This is a genomic window from uncultured Brachyspira sp. (assembly GCF_944393015.1).
Classification (GTDB): domain Bacteria; phylum Spirochaetota; class Brachyspiria; order Brachyspirales; family Brachyspiraceae; genus Brachyspira.
Genome location: NZ_CALXYQ010000007.1, coordinates 75,391 through 100,073, shown reverse-complemented (window position 1 = coordinate 100,073; position 24,683 = coordinate 75,391). Strand labels below are relative to the sequence as shown.

Here is a 24,683-nt window from a genome sequence, read left to right as displayed (position 1 = left end):
TAGGAGATACTAAAAGTGCCTCAGAATAAAAATATATCGGTACTATAGCATTGTCATTCATAAAAACATTCTCTGCTAAATGAAGTGAATGCATCCTTATTTGATTGTTTTTGTTTGTGGATGCTATATCAATGTAATCATCGAAAGCCTTGTTTGAATATGAGCCGTAATTGTTTGGAGCATCACTTTTAAAAATGTTTAAAAAGTTTATAGGATCATTATAATCGGCATACCATAAATAAACAGCTAAATCAAAATTTCTGTCATACATGTTTTGTAGATAAGAAGCCCATTCATGCTTAACTATTCTTACATCAATGTTTAAATTCTCTTTAAGCATACTTTGAACAGCATCGGCAATATTTATGTCAAACTCCCTTGTAGCTATAAGCAAATCAATTACAGGAAAATTTCTTCCGTTTTTGTATCCTGCCTGAGATAATAATTTTTTAGCTTCTTCTATGTTTTTCTGATAATTGGAAGATATTATATACTCTCCTGCTTTAGTTCTGAAATCTCCGTTTATGTCATTAATGCCATAAGGAACCAAACTTCCAGCAGGACGCTCTCCGCATCTTGTGATTGATTTTACTATATAATCTCTGTCAATTGCTAAAGATATAGCTTTTCTTACCTTTTCATTTTTTAAAACTTCTTTGTTTAGATTGAATCTATAATAATATGATGCAGCAACTGGTACAATATGAACTATTCCTTTTTGCTTTAGGTTTTCAATATCATTTCTAGGAAAAGGCTTTGCAAAATGAATTGAATTATTAAGCACACCTGCAAGAGAAGTATTAGGCTCTTCCATCAAAAGAAAAGTTAATTTATTAGGCTTTATATTTTCATTGTTCCAATAGTTGGTATTTCTTTCTAGTATTATGCTTTTATCGAAATTCCTTTCAGTCATTTTAAAAGCACCATTTCCAATATATGTTGCGGGCTTTAAAGTCCAATCATCTCCGTATTCATTTATTATATTTTCACGAACAGGATAAAAAGGCGGATAAGCAGCAAGCTCTAAAAAGTATGCAGTAGGGCTGTTCAATTCCACTTCAAATGTATAATCGTCTATTGCTCTTACTCCAAGCTCTTCTATAGTTTTTTCGCCGCTTATAACTTTTTTTGCATTTTTTATCACTTCAAAATAATAGCTGTATTTATTGGCAGTTTTTGGATCAACGGCTCTCTTCCAAGTATAAACAAAGTCCTGTGCTTTAACTTCTTTACCGTCGCTCCATTTAGCATTGGTTCTCAAATGAAAAGTGTAGATATTGCCTGCTTTATTAATATCCCAGCTTTCAGCAGCTCCGCCTATTATTTTATTGTTGGCATCTTTTTTTGTAAGACCTTCAAAAGCATGAAGAATATATATCATAGTAAGATTATCTGTGTTTAAAGTGGGATCCATAGTTAAAGGTTCCGGAGCAAGATTTATAACTATATCATTATCACTCATTTCTTTTTTTGAACAAGATACGAATACAATTAACAGCATTAATAAACCAGCAGTAATTATTTTTTTGAACATTTGTTTTTCCTTTGATTAATTTATAAAAAGTAAGCTTATATTTAATAATTACTTGTATACAAATAATTAATATATGCACTTTTGCCTGCCAAAGTCACGCTTCGTGAGGCATACTTAGTATGGTTCTCTGACGAAGTCGAGGTAAAAAGAACAACGTAAAAATTGAGAAACTTAAAAATTTTCAGTATATACCTAAACAATTACATTTTGTCAATTTTTATATTTTGTAAATATATTATCAACTTTTTTGTCGCTCAAAAAAGTTGCAAAAAACGCATATACTACAACTTAATATTTTAAGAATGTGTATTAAATGTAATATAATACCATAGTTTTATGTAAAAATGCAGTCTTTTTGGTTCTTTTGGTCACAAAAAGAACTGGGGGTGTGGGGGCAAAGCCACCACAAGCAATAAAATTAAAAATCTAAATTTTTATAAACTTAAAAATTTTTAGTATATACTATAAATTTTAAGTTTATACTGTAATGAATTTAATATATGCTTTTTTTACTCATAAATAATACTTTATTATTATTTCTAAAATAGTGCATTTAAAATTAATCATTTCAGTATATCATTTATAGAAGATACACATAAATCAACAGCCTTATCTATTTCATCTTCATTTATAATTAAAGGCGGATTAAAATAAATTACATTTCCCAAAGGTCTTAATAGAAGTCCTCTTTGAAGTGCCTTTTTATATATTTGATAACCCATTCTAAGTTTAGAGTCAAATCCTTCTTTTGTATTTTTATCAGTGACTAATTCCATAGCATTAATAAGCCCTATATTTCTAATCTCTCCTATATTTTTATGATCAAGTAATTTTTCTTTTAATTTATTATTTAAATATTTCGCTCTTACTTGAGCCTTGTTTATAATATCATCTTCCCTTAAAACTTTTTGTACAGCCAAAGCAGCAGAACAGCCAAGAGGATTTCCGCTGTAAGTATGACTATGCATAAAAGCTTTTCCTTCATTGTAGTCAGCATAGAAAGCATCGTATATTTTGTCGGTGGTTATTGTTATTGCCATAGGCATGTATCCGCCTGTTAAGCCTTTTGAAATACACATTATATCTGGGCTTATATTAGCATGATCGCATGCAAACATTTTTCCTGTGCGTCCGAAATTTGTAGCTATCTCATCAACTATAAAAACTACATTGTATTTATCGCAAAGCTCCCTTAATTTTTTCAAGTATAGGGGAGGATATATTCTCATTCCAGCAGAAGCCTGAAGCAAAGGCTCTACTATAACGGCACAAGTTTCTTCTCCGTATTCTTTAAACTTTTTTTCAGCATCTTCAAAACATTCGCATTTGCAAGTTTCTCTGTTTTGATTGTATTTACATCTGTAGCAGTCAGGTGCTTCTATATGTATAGTGTCCATTAACATCGGTTTGTATATTTTTGCATACAAGTCCAAACTTCCAACGGATAATGCTCCAATAGTTTCACCATGATAACCGTCAGTAAAACACATGAATCTTGTTCTTTTTGTATTTCCTATTTGATGCTGATATTGAAAAGCCATTTTTAATGCAGCTTCTACAGATGAAGAACCATTATCAGAAAAATTGAATTTAGTTAATCCTTTCGGAATTATTTTTATAAGCTCTTCGCATAATTTAATAGCTCCTTCATGAGAGAAGTTTGCAAATATAACATGCTCTAATCTGTCAAGCTGTGCTTTGATATTGGCATTTATTTTTTCATTGCAATGCCCAAGTAAATTGCACCACCAAGAACTTACAATATCAATATACTCTTTTCCGTCTTTATCGTATAAATAAATTCCTTTTCCTCTGTCTATAATGATTGGAGGAAGCTCTTCATAATCTTTCATTTGTGAGCAAGGATGCCAAATATATTTTAAATCCTTTTCTTCTAATGTCATAACTAGTCCTTTATTAAGTACATATACTAAAAATTTGTAAGTTTGTCAATTTTTTTGTTGTTATTTTTCCAGCGACTTCGTCAAAGAACCTTATATCCTCGATAAACTCGGATACGCTACGCGAAAGTGCAAGTATAAAATTAGTACTAATAATACTAATTTCATTTTACATGTATATAAACTATTAAATTTAAGCTACAATATAGCCTTTTTGCTTCTTTGTGGCAACAAAAGAAGTGGGGTCTGGGGCAAAGCCCCAGAATAACAACAAAAGTATAAATTATTTTTGACAAAGTATATTTTTTTATGTATATATTAAGTAAAAATATTATTCTATTCAAATAGATTTTCTATATTTTTTTCATCTAGTTTTAAAATACCGTCTATAACAACGCCTATAATTTTTACTCCTGTCATCTCCTCTATCATTTTTCTATTATCATCATGCATTTCATTTGCCATTTCAAATCTATTTAATATAACACCATTAACTTTTAGATTTTTACTTCTCATATACTCTATAGTTAAAACTGTAGAATTGATTGTTCCAAGTCCGGCATCTGCTATTATAAGAGAAGGTATATTTAATTCTTTTATGATATCTTCTAAAAATATTTTTTGATTATTATCATAGCGAATAGGGCATATTATACCGCCGCTTCCCTCTACTATCATATAATCATGCCTGTTATCTATATTTTTATAAGCATTTTTTATAACCTTTATATCCGGAGGATTCCCCTCAATTTGTGCTGCCAAATGAGGGGAATAGGCATGCTTATAAGTGTATGACACCATTTCATCATAAGAATCTAATAAATCGGCCTGCTGTTTTACATACCAAGCATCGCTGTCTGTTATATCAGAGCTTCCGCTTAATGCTGCTTTATAGTATCCTATATTCAATCCTTTATCTTTCATGTGTTTTGCAATTAATCCTGATACATAAGTTTTACCTATATCAGTACCTGTTGCTGTTATAAAAATAGCTTTAGCCATAAATATTTCCTAATAAATTAATCTTTATTATGAGTTAGTCTTCTTTTAACTCTATTTTATATCCTAATTCTTCAACCATTTTTTTATCTGTTTCTATTGAAATGCCTGCAGTTGTGAGCATGTCGCCTGTTATAGCGGCATTAGCTCCGGATAAAAAGCATGATCTTCCTTTATCTTCTAAAAGTCCTCTTCCTCCTGCAAGTCTTATGAATGCTCTAGGATTAATAAATCTATAAATAGCAACTATTCTTCTCATATCATCTTCAGTAAGAGGCTTAATATTTTCAAAAGGAGTACTTGCTATAGGATTAAGCATATTAACAGGTATTGACATTATCCCTAATTCTCTAAGCTCTATTGCCATATCTATTCTATCTTCCCAAGTTTCGCCCATTCCCATAATACCGCCGCTGCATACTACCATTCCTGCTTTTTGTGCTGATTTTATAGCATTGATTTTATCATCATAAGTATGAGTAGTGCATACTTTAGGGAAGAAATTTCTTGAAGCCTCTAAATTATTATGAACTCTTTTAAGTCCTGCATTCTTCATTTTTCTGAATACTTTCTCATCAAGCAAACCTAAAGATGCACATACATATCCTTCAGTTTCTTTATTAATGGTTTCTATTGCATCATAAACTTCATCAATCTCTTTTCCGTATAAAGCTCTTCCTGATGTTACTATAGAATATCTTAATACACCTTTATTAAAATCGCTTTTTCCTTGCTCTAATATTTTTTCTTTATCTAGAATATCGTACTCATCGCATTTTGTATCATAATGAGATGACTGTGCACAGAATTTACAGTTTTCTGAGCATTTTCCGCTTTTAGCATTGATTATTGAACACATATCGAATATATTAGAGCAGAAATATTTTCTTATTCCATTAGCTACAGAGCATAAATCTTCTAATGGTGCTTCTACTAATTTCATGGCTTCTTCTTTTGTTATATCATAACCTTTTATTATTTTCTCTCTTAATTCTTCTAAAGATATTTCTTTTTTGATAATTAAATCTATATTACTCATATATTATAACCTCCTATTTATGATACTCTATGATTTACACTCCCTGAAACTATTCTGTCTATTTTACCGTCCTGAAATTCCGCTACAAGAGCAAAAGTTTTATCTATATCCAATACTTTTACTATATGCTCTTCATTGTCTATATTAAGCGAAACTTTTTTTCCTATTAAAAAAGAACGTTTTTTGTATTCATCATAGAATGCCACATTATTAAAATAGTATTCATACATTCTTTCTAATATCTTAGCTATTAAAATATTTCTTATATCTTTGTTATTTTGCATTTTATTTATTGAAACAGCTATATTATTAATTTCTTCAGGAAAACCATTTTTAGGGAAATTAACATTTATACCTATTCCTATAACGGCATAATCCAATTTACCGTCTTCAAAACTGAAAGCTCCTTCAGTAAGTATTCCGCATACTTTTTTACCATTTATAAATACATCATTAACCCATTTAATCTGTGTATTTTCATTTGAAATTTCTTCTATAGATTTTGACACAGCCATAGCTGCAGCAGTAGTGATGAATGAACTATTAAAAATCTTTTTCTCTTTTTTTAGATTTAGTATAATGCTCATATATATGCCTGTACCATAAGGCGAGAAGAAAGATTTTCCATTTCTTCCGTATCCGCTTGTTTGTTCTTCTGCAATTACTACGGTTCCGCTGTCAGCTCCGTTCATTGCCATGCCTCTTGCTACAATATTTGTAGATTCTACAGTTTTATATATTACAAAGTTGAATTTATCTTTATATTTAGGCATATTATCTTTTATTATTTTTGATGATAATATGTCTGTTTCTTTTGATAGAGCATAGCCTTTATTTGATACAGAAAGAATATCATAACCTTCATTTTTCAAAGATTTTATAACTTTCCAAATGGCAGCCCTGCTTACATTCAGATCATTTGCTAGTTTTTCGCCTGATATGAATAATCCCTTATTTGATTCTAGTATTGATATTATATTTTCTTTTAAATTTTTTCCCATAATTGAGAATAATAACATAATAACTATAATTGTCAACTTTAAAAACATAATAAGTTTACAATTTTTATTTAAATTGTATAAAGTATGAACATCTATTTTTGATTAGGAGTCATATCGTATAATTGATATACATACTATAAAAATTCAATGTATCAATATTGTACATCTTTTATGATTTATATACTCTATACACTGTCTTAATTATTAATAGTGTTTTATAAATATACAATACTTTAAAAATAATTGGCATATTTCTTGCATATATAATAGTGTAAGCGATGATGACTCGGTGAGAGTTAAAACAAATGATAGTTAATCGCTGATTAGATTTAGAAATATAAAAGTTTACATAAAAAGGAGTTTAATTATGACTAAAAGATTATTTTTTCCAGCTTTACATTCTATGTTAGATGATTTTAGAAGTTTTGACGAGGCATTCGGCAGTTTATATAACAATGATGAGGTTAGAAAATTATCTCATTACAATATAGAAGAAGATGATAAAAATTACACTATAGAAATGGATATGCCGGGTGTAAGAAAAGAAGATTTAGAAATAGGTATAAAAGAAAATGTACTTTCTATATATGCTGAAAGAAAGAGAGTTAATAAACAAAAACTTATTGAGTCTTCAGCAGAAAATAGTGAGAATAAAGAAAATGATAATGAAGTGGTTGTTTCTAAATATGAACAAAGCTTTAATATCAGCACAAAAGGAATAGATGTTGAGAACATTGAAGCTAATTTGACAGACGGTGTTTTAAAAATAGTTCTTCCTAAAAAAGAGGAAGTAAAATATGAGAAAAAAATTAGTATAGGTTAATTGTTATTAATTAAATGAAGGCTATAAAATATAGAGGTTTATGGAAAATTATTAAAAATTAAAAAATAAGAGATAAGTTAATATAAATTAAGGAGTTTTAATATGTCAAGAAGAATATTTGTACCAACTTTACATTCAATTTTTTCAAATGCTAATAGATGTAATTCAACAGGAAACTGCGGTCATTATAACGGCTACAATGCTTATAATGATTATCATAATAGAGTATCAAATTACAGAATAGAAGAAGATGATAAAAATTACATTATAGAAATGGATATGCCGGGCGTAAAAAAAGAAGATTTAGAAATAGGAATAAAAGAGAATATACTTTCCATTTCTGCTAAAAGGAAAAAAACTTTCAAATCAGAAAATGGAGAGTCAAGAGAGGAAGTTATTTCAAGCTATGAGCAAAGCTTTAATATCAGCACAAAAGGAATTGATGTTGAAAATATAGCTGCCAATTTGAATAACGGCGTACTTATGGTAACACTTCCAAAGAAAGAAGAACTTAAATATGAGAAGAAGATAGAAATCAAAGGAGAATAATTAAAGCCTATATGTAAATTCAATTCATAAGATATAATCCATAATAATAGGGACACAGGGTAGATAAAATATCCTGTGTCTTTTTTATTTTATAGTAATTTTTTTTTCAGTATCAAAAGTGATATTAAAATAGTTTCAATTTTTTTATATATCATAGTATAATATAGTAAAGAAGTACATATTATATTTAATAAAGGTATATTTATGAAAAATACACATCTTCCAACAGGCTGGCAAGAAGCAAAATTAAGAGACATTTTATTTATATCATCAAAAAAATATGATCCGCAAAAAAATAAAACTAATTATAAATGTATTGAACTAGAACATATAGAAAGCGATACAGGAATTTTAAAAGGATACATTAATTCTAATGATCAACTTAGTATAAAAAATATATTTGAAAATGGAGATATACTTTATGGAAAATTAAGACCATATTTGAGAAAATTTCATAACGCTAAATTTAACGGAGTATGTTCAAGTGAAATATGGGTTTTAAAAGGTAAAAAAGTAATTAATGAATTTTTATATTATTTTATTCAATCATATAAATTTGATCATATCGCTAACATATCTTGTGGTACTAAAATGCCAAGAGCAGATTGGAGTTATATGTCAGAAATAAATTTTATTATCCCACCCCTAGAGGAACAAAAACGCATAGCAGAAGTATTGTCATTATGCGATGAAGTTATAGAGAACCTTACGGAGTTAATAGAGAAAAAAGAGCAGTATAAGAAAGGCGTAATGCAAAGACTGCTAAGCGGTGAAGTGCGATTCAAAGAATTTACGGACGAGTGGAAAAATACTACTTTAAATGAAGTTATAAAAGAAAAAACTGTCAAAAATAAAAATAATAAAATAAATTTGGTTTTGAGTGTAACTAATAAAGATGGATTTGTAATACAGAATGAATTCTTTGGAAAAACTATAGCAAGTAAAGATTTATCTAATTATAAAATAGTTGATAAATGGGATTTTGCCTATAATCCTGCAAGAGTAAATGTTGGTTCAATATCAATGTTAGAAAATTTTGATGTTTGTATAGTTAGCCCTATGTATGTAGTATTTAGTATAAACCATGAAATTATATATAAATATTTTTTAAAATATTGGATTCAATCACATAATTTTAATGGTTATATAAAATCACTATCTGCAGGTAGTGTAAGAAGTATATTATCATTTGATGCTATGTCTACAATGAAAATAAAAGTTCCAAGCCTAGAAGAACAGAAAAAGATTGCAGGGCTGCTTTCGGTTATAGATGAGGAGATAGAGAATCTTAAAAAGCAGTTAGAACTTCGTAAACAGCAGAAGAAAGGGCTTATGCAGAAATTATTAACAGGTGAAGTTAGAATATAAGAAGGTTTTGTTTTTATGGTATTTGTTTGCCTTTTATTTATGGGATTGCTTTTTAAAGTTTGATTTATTTTTTGATTTTATATTATTTGTACGCTTTTTGGTTTAAGGAATGCTTTTTAGTATATAAAATCTTTTTTTCTTCGTTCTTTTTTGATTAGCCAAAAAAGAACCTTATATCCTCGATAAACTCGGATACGCTTCGCGGAAGGCTGCATTTTTAACTTGAATTTCAGGTATTATCACATATTTAATACATATTGTAATAATATGAGGTTGCAGCACTTGCGTTTTTTGCAACTTTTTTGAGCGACAAAAAAGTTGATAATATATTTAGAAAATATAGAAATTGACAAAATATAGTTATTTATGTATATACTATATATAAAAATGATAAAAGGAATTAAACATGAATAAACCAAAAATAGTGGTGCTTGACGGATTTATATTGAACCCGGGAGATATATCTTGGGGAGAAATAGAAAGCATATCAGATTTAACTGTTTATGATAGAACCGATTATAATAAAGTGTATGAAGCAGCTAAAGATGCTTGGGGAATATTAAACAGTAAAGTTGTAATTGATAAAAAGTTAATGCAGTCGCTTCCAAATTTAAAATATATAGGAATGCTTGCTACAGGATATAATGTTGTAGATATTGAAGCTGCTAAAGAATTAGGAATTACTGTTACTAATGTAAGAGGATAAGGACCTCAGTCTGTGGCTCAGCTTGTAATGGCTTTTGTATTATCTCTTTCTTTTAGGATAGTTGAACATAATAATCAGGTTCATAATGGCGATTGGATAAAATGCAAAGATTATTCTTTTAGTTCTTATCCTTTAATGGAGATAGAAAATAAAACTATGGGTATATTTGGATTTGGAGATATAGGAAAAGAAGTTGCAAAAATGGCTGAGGCAATGGGAATGAAAGTTTTAGTTTATTCAAGAAGTAAAAAAGAAAATATTGAAAATGCTTCTAGTATAGATGAACTTTTTGAGAGATCCGACTTTTTATCTCTTAATGCACCTTTAAATAAAGAAACAGAAAATATTGTTAATATAGATTTGATTTCAAAGATGAAAAAACAGCATTTTTAATAAATACTTCAAGGGGCGGAGTGATAGTTGAAAAAGATTTGGCTTATGCTTTGAATAATGATATTATAGCCGGTGCCGCTTTGGATGTACTTTCAAAAGAGCCTCCTACAGAAGATAATCCTCTGCTTACTGCTAAGAATTGTTATATAACTCCGCATTTTGCAGGCAATACCTTAGAGGCTAGAACTAGACTTATGCATAAAGTTTATGAGAATATAAAAGCATTTTTGGAAGGAAATCCTATCAATGTTTTAACTAAATGATATTTATTAATTATTAAATACTGAAAATTTTTAAGTTTGTCAACTACTAGCCGTAGTAGCAACCCGCACGGTATTGCTTATTCTTAACGAATGTCCTTTATACGTGCGGCTGATTACTTCTCATTACACAATTATATTTAAAACTTTAAATACTCACTTCCCCAGTTAAAAGCCTCCGCCATGTACGATTCTAGAGAACTCAATTTCTAGAACTTTATATTTAAAAAATATTTATTAAATGTAGAATATTCCACAAATTTATACTAAAAATGCAGTTCTTTTGGTTCTTTTATACCAATAAAAGAACTAGGGGGGTGGGGACTAGTCCACACAAATAATAAATAATTTTTTACAAAATATAGTTGTTTAGGTATATATTATGTCTTTTAACTCATTTAAAAACATGTTATTTATTTTATGAGTTGATACTGTAACCCTTAGAAAATTAGCTAGTATGTTTTCTTTATCATATTTTTTTACGAATATATTTCTTTTTAGAAGTTCTTCGTATATATAATCAGAAGTTTTATTGACATGTTTTATTAAGAGGAAATTCGCTCTTGAAGGCACTACTATAAAACCTTCTTTGCTTAAGAGTGTATCTAATCTTTCTCTTTCTAAAACTATATCGAATATATTATTATACGAAGTTTTTTCATCTCTCAAAGCGGCAAGAGTTATAGTTTCAGATATTTTATTTATTCCGTATTTTTGTCTTAATTTTGACATGTTTTCTATGTTTTCTGAATTGGATATTATAAAGTTAATATTAAGTCCTGATAAAGAATGAGAATGTGCAATAGATCTTATTATAATTAAATTTTTATATTCGTTAATTAATTTTATAGCACTTTCTCCGGCAAAGTTTATATATGATTCATCTATAACATATATTCCTTCATAATGTTTTAGGAACTCTTCTATTTCTTTTATATTTATGAACATTCCAGTTTCAGCATTAGGGTTGCTTGCTATTATTATAGAATTTTTATTTCTTATATGTTTTTTCAGACAAATATTATAATCTTCTCTAGCTTCAATTACCTCATAATGCATTTTATAATATAGAAAAATTCTTGTATATAAATCTCTGTAAGGCTCTTGAATAAATATTTTGTATTTATCATAAGAGTTGATAATACAGGCGAAAGCTTCATACATACCATTAACAGAAATTATATTATTATTTTCCACATTAAGATATTTAGACATTTCTTCATCTAATTGCTGAGGACTATACTCAGGAAAGAATCTTAGAGAATCAATATCAAATTTTTCAAGCTCTTTAATAATATTTTTGGACGGCTTGTATGGATTTTCATTTTTGTCTAAAAAAATTTCTTTGTTCATTATTATTATGCTCGCCTACGCCCAAAGGATTGACTTAATAAATCAAACCAATTCTTAAGCCCGCTTATATTTAGCTTTTTAATATTTAAAATATATCATTTATAATTATCTTATTATTTTTAAATTAGTTTACACTTTTAAATTTTATGTTTAGTTAATGTAATATTTTTATTAAGTAATGTATTATGTTTAAATAAATGAAGAATTTTGTCGATAATTATGTTAGGTTGATTATTCAAAATCAGCTTAAATTTTGTATATTATATCTTAAATTAAGAGGCAGATTTCAATGTCAGTAAAACAGGTTTCCGATCAAGAAATATTATCAATGTATTTAAATTATGAAGCAGTGGAGAAAGGATTATCTTCCAATACTTTAGAATCTTATAAAAGAGATATTGTAATATATCTTGATTTTTTAAGCAGAAATAAAAAATCTATTTTAAAAGCTACAAGAAAAGATATTGAAAAATTTTTAAGTGAAAGAAAAGAGCAAGGTTCAAAGTCAAGAACTGTGGCAAGAAATAAAGTAAGTATAGTTAACCTTTATAAATTTTTAGTAATGGAGAATTATATATCTAAGAATCCTACAGATAATTTAGAAGTTATAAGATTAAAAAGAGTATTGCCTGAATCTCTTACAGATACAGAAGTAGATGATTTGCTTGCAGTTCATAATGAGAAAACTGATAAAGGATTAAGGGATAAAGCTATATTTGAACTTATGTATTCTTCAGGACTTAGAGTAAGCGAAATTTGTTCTTTGAAGATTGATGATATATTTTTTGAAGGAAAGTATTTAAAGATATGCGGTAAGGGTAAGAGAGAGAGGATAGTACCTATTAATGACAGAGCTTTAGATATTTTGCAAAGATATATTCAAACCAGTAGAGTTATAATGGTGAAGGGTAAAAAGACTTCCGAATTATTTTTAAACTTCAGAGGTGATAAAATTTCAAGAGTAGGTATTTGGAAAATAGTTAAAGAGGCTATGAAAAAAAGTAAAATAGAAAAAAATATTTATCCTCATACTTTAAGACATAGTTTTGCAACACATCTTATACAGCATGGTGCAGATTTAAGAGCAGTACAAAGAATGCTCGGACATTCTGATATTACTACAACAGAGATTTATACGCATGTTGATTCTTCACATCTAAAAAAGCAAATAGCAAAACACCCTAAACATTCTAAACATGCTAGACAAAACACTAATATATAATAAAATATAACGAATTGGAAATAGTAAATGAAAAGAAGCATAATAGCCACAACAATATTATTACTTATATCTATATCATTGGTAGCATTGACTTTCGGTATAGGTGAGCGAATGACAATAGTCAGTTATAATGATAATACTCCAGATTATCTTTTTGATGAAACAGAAAAGAATCATAGAATAGATATGTATAATCCTGATTCTCTTTCTCTTGTTACTTCAAAGCCTATATATGATTATGATTTATCAGTAGATTTAGAAGATATATATACTGAAGAAGAAATTAGTGCAGATTCGGATATAGAATATTTGAATCAAAATATGCTTCTTAGCGATGAAGAGATGAGCAGTGAAATGCCTAATCCTAATATACTTCCTGCTATGGCATATAATGCTAATAATATAGATAGAACTGCAGATAAGCTTAGTGTAGCTGTAGATTTAGCTATACAAAATGCAAGAAGCAGAGAAGCTCCAAGAGTGGCAATAGATTTATCTAAAATATCAGTATTCAGATATGAACCGGTAGTTATTAATGCTTCTGTATATACTGAAGATGTTGTAAAAAATATAAGTATATATGTAAGGTATAAAAAAGATAAAATAGTTAGAATGAATGGAGATGAAAGACATTCTATCAATGTATTTAAAGTTAAAAATTCAGAGTATAAAGGAACTTATTTACATCCATTCGGCGGAGATTTAGGAGAATATCAGGCTGTTGTATTGGTTCAAACTAAAAATGGCGTGTATGGTTATACTAAAGACTTTACTGTTAAAGGCAGACAGTCACCTCCTGCTAAAGAAACTAAAAAAATAGCTACTTTAGAATACGCAATAGATTTAACAACTAAAAAGATTCCTAGCGTAGAAACAGGAGAGCCTACTACTTATGATGCTATATATGATTGGATAAGATATATGAAATGCGATATGTTCTGGGCTATAGGAGGACAGACTACAGGCTGGACTGCCGGAATCACTCCTGAAGAGCCTTGGGCTAGGGATATGATTAAAAATATAGAAAATCTTGCTTCTAGCAAAGCTAAAGGTAATGTAGAGCTTGGTGCTTATGTTATGAGTTATTTTGCTGCAGGCGGCGGTGCTAGAAAAGGCGGTTATGAGGTTTCTATAGGATACAATTCTGCTACTCAAAGTCTTGTAGAGAGCAGACATATATCTTTGGACGATCCTAAAAGAGTACAGGATATTATAGATATATTAAAAAGATATGATTCTAATCCTAATATATCATATTTAGGTCTTGACTTCATAAGAACAGGCGAGGTTGATGGATATGAGATGGTTGATGAAATGGTAGAGCTTACAGGAGTTTATGTACCTGCTAACTGGTCTACTATGAGTAAAGCTGCTCGTATGCGTTGGCTTGCTATAAATAGAGGCAGAAAAGAAATAGGTATGAAATGGAGATGGTTTAGAGCTCATAAAGAAGCTTTAATAATAAAAGCCATAAAAGATTCTGGAATAAGAAAAAAATTATGGGCATTTACTTTAGGTTGGAATCATGGACAGGAGCATGGACAGGATCCTTATATGTTCTTTGATGCTGGTATAGATTATGATGCAGTTATGATATATGAAGCTAGCCGTCCTCAGCATGTAAGTATGCTTACTGCTTGGCCTCAATATCTATCAGGCGAATACAATGTGTTAGTTGGAAATATGATAGACAACAGACTTCAGGACGGAAGTTTAAGACCGGAACTTGAATATATGAGAAGAGTATATGAATCTGAAGCTAAATTTAATAGAAGCAGCAGAATAAGAGGAATATTCTTCCATGATATATCAAGAATGTTATGGTCTAAATTTAGAGGTTCAGGAAATGGTATAAGAGAATGGGCTAATATAAATGCTTCTATTGTTTCAAGAATAGAAGAAAAATATTCTGAAAACCCATTTAATGTTACTGTTAAATTGGATGAAAGAAACAGAACAGGAGTACTTACTATAGTTAATAGAACTTCTAAAAGACAAAGTGATGTAACTATTAAAACTGATTTGGCTCAGGCTTTATCTACTATAGTGCTTGATACTGAAACCGTTGATATTGGGCCTGGGGAAACTGTTGAGGTAGGATTCAGATATGCTTATGGCAGAAGCAGATATTCTTCACTTATGGCATTTAGAGTTGCTTCTTCTTCAGGTGAGGAGAATGTAGCGGTTGCATATACTTTACTTAATTCTTTAAGGGCTAGACCTAAACAAGAAGAAAGTCCTACTTTAGCTAAAAGCACTGATGATAAAAAAGAAAATGAAGAAGTGAAAGATAATTAATAGAATATAATTAATATTAAAAATAGGGAGTAATTTTTTACTTCCTATTTTTTTATTTAAATCTTATTTTATTTAATATAAACTTCGATTGGCATGTTTTTCTTTTTATATTAAAAATATCTTTATATATCTATGAAATAAAAAAATTATAGGGTAGTATATACTAAAAATTTTTTATGTTTTATTGTTTATTTAAAAAAACATTATACTTTTTCTTTTTGATTTATTCTGCCCGCCCACCCGCCCCTTAGATTTGTTTTTTAATCTTTTATATAATATCTGTATCCTGATTCTTTTATAGCGTCTTCAAATACTTTATTATCTAATTGCTTTTTAGTTAATATAATGGCTTCCTCATTATCAAAACTTACTCTTGCATATACATCTTCAATTTTATTAAAATTATTCTCTATTATTTTAGCACAATGCGTACAAGTCATTCCGCCTATTTTAATTATTTGTTTATATGGATAATTATTCTTGTTTTTATCTTTTACTTTAACTTTTTCTATTGTTTGAAATCCTCCTCCTGATGAACAGCAGTTTCCTGATTTAATCTTTTTTATATAATTTATCACAGCGAATACAGCTATTATAATTATAATTGATAATATTATTATGCTTTCCATTATTATCTCCAAAGTTTTATTAGTATAAAAAATGTTATACTATTCTAACAAATATAATATGCTTGTCAATAAAATTTTATAAAAAAACACTTCTTACATTTAATTTTAAGTTTTAAATTCCGTATTTATTAACAGTATAAACTATTTAAGGAAATTAAAATGAATAGATATATATTATTAATTTCATTTTTTATTATATCATTGAGTTCTTCTTTTCTATATTCTCAGGATAATTTAGATGATAACCCAACTAATGCATTAAAGAGCAGATTATTTTTTACAGAGAGAGATAAACTCACTTCCAAAATGAATATATATACATCTTGGAAGGAAACATATAAATATTTGAGGGATAATAGATTCAGATTTTATAAAAGAGCAGGCAGAACTCTTACATTAGAATTTAGATATAAATATCCTAGTCAATTATATGTTAATAATGGTACTCCTATAACATTTACATTTGATGATGGAAGCACACTTGAACTTACTAATATACAAAAAGTTATATATAATCTATATTTAATGGGTGATATTAACTATTATGATGTTGAGGTGAGATATAAATTCAATCAGGACAGTGAATTTGAAAGTTTTGCAAATAAATCTATATCAAATATAAGATTTAACTTTATAAATCAATTTGGTGAAGAAGATTATGAAGATATAGGCATATCTATATTATCAACAAGTAATTGGCAGGAAATATTTAGAGCATTTAAAGATGGTATTGATGCTTTAGAAGAAATACAAGGTACAAATGATAATAATTATTAAAGATAAGTAATAAAATAATAAAGCCAATCATAGCAGTATATATAATATGCTTTTGATTGGCTTTTATATTATAATAAAAATTTTCTTATATTAATTTGCAGGACATTAAATCCTGTTCTATAGAGTTGCTTAAAAACTCTACAAATACATCGTATAATATAGGGTCTAATTTAACATGCTTTTCTATAAAATCTTCTCTCATAATATTAAGAGCCTCTTCAGGAGTGAAAGTTTTTCCTCCTCTGTATTTTCTAGCAGGGTCTATTAAAGCATCGTATACATCTATAATTTCAAGCATTTTAGCAGGGAAATAGGCAAAAGCCTCGCATTCATCTATAGCTTTGGCATCATAAGTCATTATTCTCTGTATTTGGAAATTAGGATATTTTTTTAATTTCAAAGCATGTAAATGTTCATAAGGGCCGTATCCTAATCCATAATATTCATGGTGTAAAGCCACTGTAAGTATAACTTCAAGAGGATATTCAGAAGTTTGACTTACTAAAGCATAGCTGTTAAATAAGTGTTTTTTTATTCTTTCATAATCTCTTCCATTAGCTCCCTCAAAATAGTCTAAGTCTTTAACTTTTCCTATATCATGAAGTAAAGCTCCTACGGAATAAAGATTCATTTCTCTTTCTTCTATGATTTTGATACCTTTATCTATACAATCTTCAACAGTAGCTAAATTTTTATGAATTCCTTCTTTGTTGAACATATTTTCAACTTGCTCATAGAATTTTTTATATTTACTAGTATATGAAGTTCTTATTTTATGTACTAAATGTCTTCTGTTTATTAAATTGTTATAGAATACCATAAAATTCACATAAGATATAAATACTCTGTTAGAGTGCGACATTACTCCGCCGTCAGAATAATTTCTAAGTTCATCAAATACCTTCTGTGTTTCAGTATTAGCAGCGAGCATGTCAACTATAGTAGTAACTAGATTTGTAGTAGTTTCAGTTATTTCCTGATTTTCTTCTTTAGCCTGTTCCTGAGTGATTTCTTCGTCTTTAATCTTTTGAATACTTTCAAACATAGTAACTTTTGCTATAAGTCCTACATCATTACCTACATTTACGATTTGCTGAGCTGTATTTTTATTGATTCCTGTTTCTTTATCTACTGCTATTTCTTTTAGTTTTTCATCATAATTTTTTATTGTATTAACTTTTTCCTTATACGTCATTTTAGAGATTTCAGATATTCTCTTACCCATCTCTTTCTCTGACTCTTTAGGTGTTCTAAATACATAAGGTGTAGATTCTTCTGAAGTATTATCTGAATTATTTGTTTGAGTTATAGATTTAAATTCTTCTATGAAGATAGAAAAATTTTTAGGTATATATATTTTTAGATTGCTGTATTTTTCATTATCAATTATTAAGCCTAATTGTTCTGTTGGAAATACTATAACTTTTCTTTCTTTGTCTAATCTAAATAATGGTATATTGTGAGCTATTAATTGATCTTTTATGGTTTTCAGCTCTTTTACTGTTAGAATTTCGTATTTTTCAATCAAATCATTCATTATAAAAAATTACCTCAAATAAAAATTACATAATACTTTCGGATTATATTATATAATATATTTGAAAAAAAATAAATATAAAAAAATTATTTTTTTATTTTGACGCCTGGGCAGGCTCTTTTGAATTTGCCGGATATTAAATTGCCGTTTTTGTCCATATATTCCTTCCAATATGGGAAAGTGGAGCATTGATTAGGTTTAGCACTATTAATAGTGCATCTGTTATTTTCATCTAAGAATGTACAGGCTTTATCATCGGTTACTTTTATATAATAACCATATCCTTCTTCATATTCTAAATATTTATTTATAAAAACTAAAGGTGATATTTCTAGGAATTTAGATGCTCTTTTTATATCATCGTCATTAAAAAATACATATCCTTTTTCTTTGCAGCATATACCGCATCCAGTGCATGAAAATGTTAGTATAGAATTTTTATTATTTGATTTGCTGTATTTTTTCATTTTATTGATTTTATTTAAGTATAGAATTCGCTTGAGATTTTATTGTATTAGCTAGATTTTGTTTTCCCATTTTTGCGTACATTTCTGATACTTTTATATAATCATTATACAAAGCTCTCTTTTCTGAATCATTCATATCTTCAATTTTTTTTTTTCCCCCATTAGGGATTTTTATATCTATATTGAATACTATACTGTCAGGATTATTTTTTATTATATTTTCATTAAGTACTGCTATTGAAGGCCATCTTCTGCTGTCTCCAAGCTTTGCAGTGGCTATTGATGATAATGTATCAGTCCACTTTGTTTTATAAGTATCTGTATCGTATGCCAATGCATTATTATTCGCCTGTGTATTATTTGCAGCAGCATTTGTATTTGCTGTTGGCGGATTAGGCGGAGGTGTTGGAGGAGTAGGCGGTGTTATCTCAGGCTCTTTCGGAGGAGTAGGAGGTGTTGCAGTGTTAGTTTGAGGTCTAGTAGTATTAGTCTGATTGTTTGCCGCATTGTTAGTTTGAGGTCTAGTAATATTAGTCTGAGTATTTACTGTATTGTTAGTCTGCGGTCTAGTAGTATTAGTCTGAGTATTTATTGTATTGTTAGTTTGCGGTCTAGTAGCATTAGTTTGATTATTTAATGCATTGTTAGTCTGAGGTTTAGCAGCATTAGTTTGATTGTTTACCGCATTATTAGTTTTTATATTATTAGTTTGTGGTCTATTAATATTAGTGTTTATATTGTTAGTAACAGATATAACATTATTTGTTATTAAATCATTAGTATTTAATGTATTATTATTTGTAATTTCTTCATAGAAATTATCATCTATTTCATTATTTCTTCCAGAGAAGAATTGTACGCCTAAGAATGATAATCCTAATATTATAATTATAATTCCCACTATAGGAACAATTTTATTAGATTTTTTATTTTCACTTATAGAATGATCAGGAGCCACATAAGGTTCAGCTGGTTTCTTCTCGATTTCAGGTAAAGAAGAAGTTTTTAATTCATCTTCTGTTTCTATGATTTTTATTTCTTTATCTTTCAATTCCTGAATTTTTTCATTGATAGTTTCTTTTAATTCTTCTATTTTTGTTTCTGATGCTGAAGAAGAATAATCTTTATAGTTTTCTACAGAAGCATTTTCATCTATTGTAGGAGCAGATTTTATAGCAGTATCAATTTCTTCCTGATTGAATTTAGATTTCTGAATATGATCGTCATCAGTAGGTATAATAACAGGTCTTTTAAATATATCGCTTTTACTGTATGTAGCTTTTTCCTCTACTTTTACAGTTTCCTCTTTCACTGTTTCTTCAATTTTTTCAACTTCATCAGTATCTGCTTCAGTTTTCTCTTCGGCGATTACATCAAGTTCTTTAGTTTCTTCTACTGCTGTTTCTTCTTCTGCTAATTCTTCTTTAGTTTCTATTTCTTTACTTTCTTCACTAGCTTTATTTTCAGATATTGCTTCAGTATTTTCATCTTGAGTATAATTATTTTCTTCTGCTTTTTCAGTTTCTTCGTTTTTTTCTTCTTCTTTTTCTCTATTAGATTCAAATGTTTCAAAAGAATAAGGAGATGAAGCATTATTATTATGAACTATTGCTGATGATGTTATAGTTTCTGTATTTGATTCTTCAGTAGCAGCAGCAGTATCTTCAATCTGTTCATTTTTTTCTTCTGCTTTTTCAGCTTCTTCTGTTTTTATATTATGTGCAGCAAATACACTGCTTATAACAGGTTTAGAAGTACTTATTTCTTCAGTAGTATTTCTAGTATTATCTAAATTATCATCATCATCTACATCTACTATAGCTATACGTTTTTTAACGCTTACAGGTCTTGATACATTCTTAGATTTTGCCTTTATAGCTTCTTTAAGAAGAGTTATAGACTCTCTTTCTGTTTTAGTTTCAGTATTTTCTGTCTTAATTGACTCAAGTTTTCTAACTGGAGTTGAAGTTTTAAGAACAATTTTTCTATCTGCTGTTTTTATTTCAGATGTAGCTTCTTTAATTATATCTTTTAAATCTCTTTTTTCATCATCATTTTTTTTCAGAATGGAAGTTAATGGCTTTGTTTCAGTTTTAGTTTCTTTTAATTCTTTAGTTTCTACTGTTTTTTCTTCTGCTGTAGTAATTTCAGCAACTTTTTTAACAGGTTCTTCTTTTTTTTCAACTTTTTCTATAGTTTTCTTTACAGGTTCTTCTTTCTTTTCAGCTTTTTCAACAGTTTTTTTAGCTGCGGTTTTCTTTACAGGCTCTTCTTTCTTTTCAGCTTTTTCAGCAGTTTTTTTAGCTGCAGTTTTCTTTACAGGCTCTTCTTTCTTTTCAGCTTTTTCAGCAGTTTTTTTAGCTGCAGTTTTCTTTACAGGCTCTTCTTTCTTTTCAGCTTTTTCAGCAGTTTTTTTAGCTGTAGTTTTCTTTACAGGCTCTTCTTTCTTTTCAGCTTTTTCAGCAGTTTTTTTAGCTGCAGTTTTCTTTACAGGTTCTTCTTTTTTGCTAGTAGTTTTTTCGGCTGCTGATTTCTTTGTTTCTTTAGTTTCGTCTTTTTTGTTTGTTGTAGTTTTTTTTGTTGCCATATTTTCACTCTGTTATATTTTGTTTTCTGTTTATTAATATACTTTTTATAGTATTCATTGTCTTTTCATCGAATATGTTTTCAGTTATATTGCCTCTTTTTAAAGAATCTATAAGATATTTATTTAAATTTATATCTTTATTTAGATTTTTTTCTTTTGCTATATAAACATAATTACACATAGAAAGAATTATTCTAAGCTGATTTCCATCAGAAGAATATTTATCTATTAATTTTTGAGGCTCATCTATACCTAAACAACTTAAATTATAACAAACTTTAAAGAAAAGTTTATTAGTAACTTGTTTAATTTGCGTATCTTTTTTAGTTTTTTTATTTACAGTATATAGTATAGAAAAGTCTCTAGCTTCAAAATTACATATAGTAGCATAAAACTTTTCTTGATAAGGCATAAGATAATGATGACTTTTTGCCTTAGATTCTACTCTAGTAATAAAACCTTTCTCTTCTAAAGTATCCAATGATTTTACTATAGTAGCATTTCCGCCTATACCGGCTTCATTTAATATTTGAGAATGAGTTGTTTTAGCTATTCCAAGCTCATAATCATAATTAGCTACTAAAGTTCTGTATACTTCTTTAGAAGATAAAGATAATTTCTTCCAAGTATTATTTTCTGTTATAGATTTTGGAATGAACGAACACATTGATGCTATTGACAAAAATGTGTCTTTATCTATTGTTTTTAATTGTGCTTTATTGATTATATCTATAATGTTTTCCAAAATTCTACTCCAGTATGTATATAATATATCTAAATTAATATAAAATCAAGTTTTAACAAAATATTTTATTCATTGTATATTTTGATACTTTATTTTATATAAATCAGACTTTTCTTATCGGATTTGTTTTTAATAATTTTATTTTGGATTTTTCAGAATAAATTTTCCAAAAATCATCCAAAAATTCCCCAAATTTCAAGATTTTTAGGCTATTTTGGGGCTCATTTTTAGCAAAAATGGCAAAATATATTTTTAGCTAGCTTTAATATGTATTATATGTTTTATAAATACTATATTTTAATAAAAAAGCCTGAAATTTTATAAAAAACACCCTTTTTAGCTATTGTGTTTTTCTAGGTGTATGATATAATAATAAAACAGTTGATGAGAAACAAAAAACAAAACATCAGCTGACATAAACAAAAATAAAAGTTCTTTGAAATATGGATAGCAGAAGCAATTTAAGAAAAACAAAACACAACTGGTGTAAATGAACTTAATAAGTTCTATGACCCAACGGTTACAATTTGTAACATTTCTTTAAGTAAGTAAATCTCTATTCAGTAGAATAGAAAAATAAAGAATCATTTCAGATTCACAAAAAGTGAGTATGGAGAGTTTGATTCTGGCTCAGAGCGAACGTTGGCGATGCGTCTTAAGCATGCAAGTCGAGCGGACTTATTCGGGCAACTGGATAAGTTAGCGGCGAACTGGTGAGTAACACGTAGGTAATCTGCCGTAGAGTGGGGGATAACCCATGGAAACATGGACTAATACCGCATATACTCTTGCTACATAAGTAGAGTAGAGGAAAGGAGCAATCCGCTTTACGATGAGCCTGCGGCCTATTAGCCTGTTGGTGGGGTAACGGCCTACCAAAGCTACGATAGGTAGCCGACCTGAGAGGGTGACCGGCCACATTGGGACTGAGATACGGCCCAGACTCCTACGGGAGGCAGCAGCTGAGAATCTTCCACAATGGACGAAAGTCTGATGGAGCGACATCGCGTGAGGGATGAAGGCCTTCGGGTTGTAAACCTCGGAAATTATCGAAGAATGAGTGACAGTAGATAATGTAAGCCTCGGCTAACTACGTGCCAGCAGCCGCGGTAATACGTAGGAGGCAAACGTTGCTCGGATTTACTGGGCGTAAAGGGTGAGTAGGTGGACTTATAAGTCTAAGGTGAAAGACCGAAGCTCAACTTCGGAAACGCCTCGGATACTGTAAGTCTTGGATATTGTAGGGGATGATGGAATTCTCGGTGTAGCGGTGGAATGCGCAGATATCGAGAGGAACACCTATAGCGAAGGCAGTCATCTGGGCATTTATCGACGCTGAATCACGAAAGCTAGGGGAGCAAACAGGCTTAGATACCCTGGTAGTCCTAGCCGTAAACGTTGTACACTAGGTGCTTCTATTTAAATAGGAGTGCCGTAGCTAACGTCTTAAGTGTACCGCCTGAGGAGTATGCCCGCAAGGGTGAAACTCAAAGAAATTGACGGGTCCCCGCACAAGTGGTGGAGCATGTGGTTTAATTCGATGATACGCGAAAAACCTTACCTGGGTTTGAATTGTAAGATGAATGATTTAGAGATAAGTCAGACCGCAAGGACGTTTTACATAGGTGCTGCATGCCTGTCGTCAGCTCGTGTCGTGAGATGTTGGGTTAAGTCCCGCAACGAGCGCAACCCTCACCCTTTGTTGCTACCGAGTAATGTCGGGCACTCTTAGGGGACTGCCTACGTTCAAGTAGGAGGAAGGTGGGGATGATGTCAAGTCCTCATGGCCCTTATGTCCAGGGCTACACACGTGCTACAATGGCAAGTACAAAGAGAAGCAAGACCGCGAGGTGGAGCAAAACTCAAAAAAGTTGCCTCAGTTCGGATTGGAGTCTGAAACTCGACTCCATGAAGTTGGAATCACTAGTAATCGTAGATCAGAACGCTACGGTGAATACGTTCCCGGGGTTTGTACACACCGCCCGTCACGCCATCGGAGTTGGTTTTACCTGAAGTCGTTAGCCTAACCGCAAGGGGGGCGGCGCCGAAGGTGGGACTGATGATGAGGGTGAAGTCGTAACAAGGCAGCCGTACCGGAAGGTGTGGCTGGATCACCTCCTTTATTCGGAGATTGTCCGACTTAAATCTTACTGCTATTCATATTTGAAAGAATTTTTCCATATTATATTTTTTATACCTCGTTAAATAAACTAGCCTATCCGGCTGGTTTTTTTGTTTTTAAATATTATTATTTATTAAATTTAATATACCTATTTAAATTTGTATTATTTGTGGGGCTACCCACACTCCTTTTGCGACCGTAGAGAGTGCTGCGACTGAAAGGAGTACCTGACGAAGTCCACTGTAAGTGCAGGTATGGTATTGCCACATACGAAGTACGCCTGCGGAGAGAAGCTTATATCCTCAATAAACTCGTATACGCTTTGAGAAAGGCTATATTTGGCTTAAATTTAATAAATTATTTTATATGTAAT

The 24,683-nt window shown here is 29.7% G+C and carries 18 protein-coding genes, 1 rRNA gene and 1 pseudogene; 9 read left to right on the top strand and 11 right to left on the bottom strand.

Annotated features, from left to right (window positions below; translation table 11 throughout):
* The 5 genes from Q0K19_RS04415 to Q0K19_RS04395 all read right to left on the bottom strand — a co-directional run.
* The coding region (locus Q0K19_RS04415) for a peptide ABC transporter substrate-binding protein (protein WP_297245729.1) at nt 1–1,534 on the bottom strand (1,534 nt) is incomplete at its 3' end.
* Between the two features lie 563 nt (nt 1,535–2,097).
* Complete coding sequence (gene bioA / locus Q0K19_RS04410; protein ID WP_297245726.1) at nt 2,098–3,438, bottom strand: adenosylmethionine--8-amino-7-oxononanoate transaminase; 1,341 nt, start codon at nt 3,436–3,438, stop codon at nt 2,098–2,100.
* Between the two features lie 333 nt (nt 3,439–3,771).
* The gene (bioD, locus tag Q0K19_RS04405) at nt 3,772–4,437 is read right to left on the bottom strand and encodes a dethiobiotin synthase (RefSeq protein WP_297245724.1); all 666 of its coding nucleotides are present in this window, start codon (nt 4,435–4,437) and stop codon (nt 3,772–3,774) included.
* Between the two features lie 34 nt (nt 4,438–4,471).
* The gene (gene bioB, locus Q0K19_RS04400) at nt 4,472–5,473 is read right to left on the bottom strand and encodes a biotin synthase BioB (RefSeq protein WP_297245721.1); all 1,002 of its coding nucleotides are present in this window, start codon (nt 5,471–5,473) and stop codon (nt 4,472–4,474) included.
* A 17-nt stretch (nt 5,474–5,490) separates the two neighbouring features.
* Nucleotides 5,491–6,474, bottom strand: coding sequence for a biotin--[acetyl-CoA-carboxylase] ligase (locus tag Q0K19_RS04395; protein WP_297245719.1), 984 nt, complete (start codon nt 6,472–6,474; stop codon nt 5,491–5,493).
* Nucleotides 6,475–6,841: 367 nt separating this feature from the next.
* Here Q0K19_RS04395 and Q0K19_RS04390 point away from each other — a divergent pair, with 367 nt between their 5' ends.
* The 5 genes and pseudogenes from Q0K19_RS04390 (at nt 6,842) to Q0K19_RS15395 (ending at nt 10,576) form a co-directional block, all read left to right on the top strand.
* Complete coding sequence (locus tag Q0K19_RS04390; RefSeq protein WP_297245717.1) at nt 6,842–7,297, top strand: Hsp20/alpha crystallin family protein; 456 nt, start codon at nt 6,842–6,844, stop codon at nt 7,295–7,297.
* 102 nt (nt 7,298–7,399) lie between these two features.
* Entirely contained in the window at nt 7,400–7,846 is a 447-nt protein-coding gene (locus Q0K19_RS04385) for an Hsp20/alpha crystallin family protein (RefSeq protein WP_014489025.1), read from the top strand.
* Nucleotides 7,847–8,050: 204 nt separating this feature from the next.
* The gene (locus Q0K19_RS04380; RefSeq protein WP_297245714.1) at nt 8,051–9,214 is read left to right on the top strand and encodes a restriction endonuclease subunit S; all 1,164 of its coding nucleotides are present in this window, start codon (nt 8,051–8,053) and stop codon (nt 9,212–9,214) included.
* Between the two features lie 406 nt (nt 9,215–9,620).
* On the top strand, nt 9,621–9,920 hold the full coding sequence (locus Q0K19_RS04375) for a hypothetical protein (RefSeq protein WP_297245712.1): 300 nt from the start codon (nt 9,621–9,623) through the stop codon (nt 9,918–9,920).
* Between the two features lie 27 nt (nt 9,921–9,947).
* Nucleotides 9,948–10,576, top strand: a pseudogene (locus Q0K19_RS15395) (NAD(P)-dependent oxidoreductase).
* A gap of 366 nt (nt 10,577–10,942) precedes the next feature.
* Here Q0K19_RS15395 and Q0K19_RS04360 read toward each other — a convergent pair.
* Entirely contained in the window at nt 10,943–11,926 is a 984-nt protein-coding gene (locus Q0K19_RS04360; RefSeq protein WP_297245705.1) for a histidinol-phosphate transaminase, read from the bottom strand.
* A gap of 289 nt (nt 11,927–12,215) precedes the next feature.
* Between Q0K19_RS04360 and xerD the strand changes: the two genes are divergently transcribed.
* Both xerD and Q0K19_RS04350 read left to right on the top strand, forming a co-directional pair.
* The gene (xerD, locus tag Q0K19_RS04355) at nt 12,216–13,148 is read left to right on the top strand and encodes a site-specific tyrosine recombinase XerD (protein ID WP_014489020.1); all 933 of its coding nucleotides are present in this window, start codon (nt 12,216–12,218) and stop codon (nt 13,146–13,148) included.
* 27 nt (nt 13,149–13,175) lie between these two features.
* Nucleotides 13,176–15,446, top strand: coding sequence for a hypothetical protein (locus Q0K19_RS04350; protein ID WP_297245702.1), 2,271 nt, complete (start codon nt 13,176–13,178; stop codon nt 15,444–15,446).
* Nucleotides 15,447–15,706: 260 nt separating this feature from the next.
* On the opposite strand, the gene Q0K19_RS04345 is transcribed toward Q0K19_RS04350, so the two are convergent.
* Nucleotides 15,707–16,075 (bottom strand): heavy metal-associated domain-containing protein, encoded by a 369-nt coding sequence (locus Q0K19_RS04345; RefSeq protein ID WP_297245700.1) that lies wholly within the window; start codon nt 16,073–16,075, stop codon nt 15,707–15,709.
* A gap of 159 nt (nt 16,076–16,234) precedes the next feature.
* Here Q0K19_RS04345 and Q0K19_RS04340 point away from each other — a divergent pair, with 159 nt between their 5' ends.
* Nucleotides 16,235–16,852 carry a hypothetical protein gene (locus Q0K19_RS04340; protein WP_297245698.1) on the top strand — a complete coding sequence of 206 codons (618 nt, stop codon included), beginning with the start codon at nt 16,235–16,237 and terminating at the stop codon, nt 16,850–16,852.
* A gap of 85 nt (nt 16,853–16,937) precedes the next feature.
* Here Q0K19_RS04340 and Q0K19_RS04335 read toward each other — a convergent pair whose 3' ends face one another.
* The 4 genes from Q0K19_RS04335 to Q0K19_RS04320 all read right to left on the bottom strand — a co-directional run bounded on the left by Q0K19_RS04335 (nt 16,938) and on the right by Q0K19_RS04320 (nt 22,188).
* Nucleotides 16,938–18,389 carry an HD domain-containing protein gene (locus Q0K19_RS04335; RefSeq protein ID WP_297245697.1) on the bottom strand — a complete coding sequence of 484 codons (1,452 nt, stop codon included), beginning with the start codon at nt 18,387–18,389 and terminating at the stop codon, nt 16,938–16,940.
* A gap of 86 nt (nt 18,390–18,475) precedes the next feature.
* Nucleotides 18,476–18,856 carry a YkgJ family cysteine cluster protein gene (locus tag Q0K19_RS04330; RefSeq protein ID WP_157154194.1) on the bottom strand — a complete coding sequence of 127 codons (381 nt, stop codon included), beginning with the start codon at nt 18,854–18,856 and terminating at the stop codon, nt 18,476–18,478.
* A gap of 10 nt (nt 18,857–18,866) precedes the next feature.
* The gene (locus Q0K19_RS04325; RefSeq protein ID WP_297245693.1) at nt 18,867–21,443 is read right to left on the bottom strand and encodes a hypothetical protein; all 2,577 of its coding nucleotides are present in this window, start codon (nt 21,441–21,443) and stop codon (nt 18,867–18,869) included.
* A 4-nt stretch (nt 21,444–21,447) separates the two neighbouring features.
* Nucleotides 21,448–22,188, bottom strand: coding sequence for a hypothetical protein (locus tag Q0K19_RS04320; RefSeq protein ID WP_297245691.1), 741 nt, complete (start codon nt 22,186–22,188; stop codon nt 21,448–21,450).
* A 607-nt stretch (nt 22,189–22,795) separates the two neighbouring features.
* Between Q0K19_RS04320 and Q0K19_RS04315 the strand changes: the two genes are divergently transcribed.
* Nucleotides 22,796–24,310 (top strand): 16S ribosomal RNA (locus Q0K19_RS04315).
* Nucleotides 24,311–24,683 lie beyond the last annotated feature (373 nt).

Excerpts from the sequence above, each read along its gene's own strand:
- Q0K19_RS04360 (WP_297245705.1), bottom strand. The coding sequence starts at position 11,926 with ATGAACAAAGAAATTTTTTTAGACAAAAATGAAAATCCATACAAGCCG.
- Q0K19_RS04385 (WP_014489025.1), top strand. The coding sequence starts at position 7,400 with ATGTCAAGAAGAATATTTGTACCAACTTTACATTCAATTTTTTCAAAT.
- Q0K19_RS04345 (WP_297245700.1), bottom strand. The coding sequence starts at position 16,075 with ATGGAAAGCATAATAATATTATCAATTATAATTATAATAGCTGTATTC.
- Q0K19_RS04330 (WP_157154194.1), bottom strand. The coding sequence starts at position 18,856 with ATGAAAAAATACAGCAAATCAAATAATAAAAATTCTATACTAACATTT.
- Q0K19_RS04325 (WP_297245693.1), bottom strand. The coding sequence starts at position 21,443 with ATGGCAACAAAAAAAACTACAACAAACAAAAAAGACGAAACTAAAGAA.
- Q0K19_RS04375 (WP_297245712.1), top strand. The coding sequence starts at position 9,621 with ATGAATAAACCAAAAATAGTGGTGCTTGACGGATTTATATTGAACCCG.
- Q0K19_RS04390 (WP_297245717.1), top strand. The coding sequence starts at position 6,842 with ATGACTAAAAGATTATTTTTTCCAGCTTTACATTCTATGTTAGATGAT.
- Q0K19_RS04395 (WP_297245719.1), bottom strand. The coding sequence starts at position 6,474 with ATGGGAAAAAATTTAAAAGAAAATATAATATCAATACTAGAATCAAAT.
- Q0K19_RS04380 (WP_297245714.1), top strand. The coding sequence starts at position 8,051 with ATGAAAAATACACATCTTCCAACAGGCTGGCAAGAAGCAAAATTAAGA.
- Q0K19_RS04350 (WP_297245702.1), top strand. The coding sequence starts at position 13,176 with ATGAAAAGAAGCATAATAGCCACAACAATATTATTACTTATATCTATA.
- bioD (WP_297245724.1), bottom strand. The coding sequence starts at position 4,437 with ATGGCTAAAGCTATTTTTATAACAGCAACAGGTACTGATATAGGTAAA.
- Q0K19_RS04340 (WP_297245698.1), top strand. The coding sequence starts at position 16,235 with ATGAATAGATATATATTATTAATTTCATTTTTTATTATATCATTGAGT.
- Q0K19_RS04335 (WP_297245697.1), bottom strand. The coding sequence starts at position 18,389 with ATGAATGATTTGATTGAAAAATACGAAATTCTAACAGTAAAAGAGCTG.
- xerD (WP_014489020.1), top strand. The coding sequence starts at position 12,216 with ATGTCAGTAAAACAGGTTTCCGATCAAGAAATATTATCAATGTATTTA.
- bioA (WP_297245726.1), bottom strand. The coding sequence starts at position 3,438 with ATGACATTAGAAGAAAAGGATTTAAAATATATTTGGCATCCTTGCTCA.
- bioB (WP_297245721.1), bottom strand. The coding sequence starts at position 5,473 with ATGAGTAATATAGATTTAATTATCAAAAAAGAAATATCTTTAGAAGAA.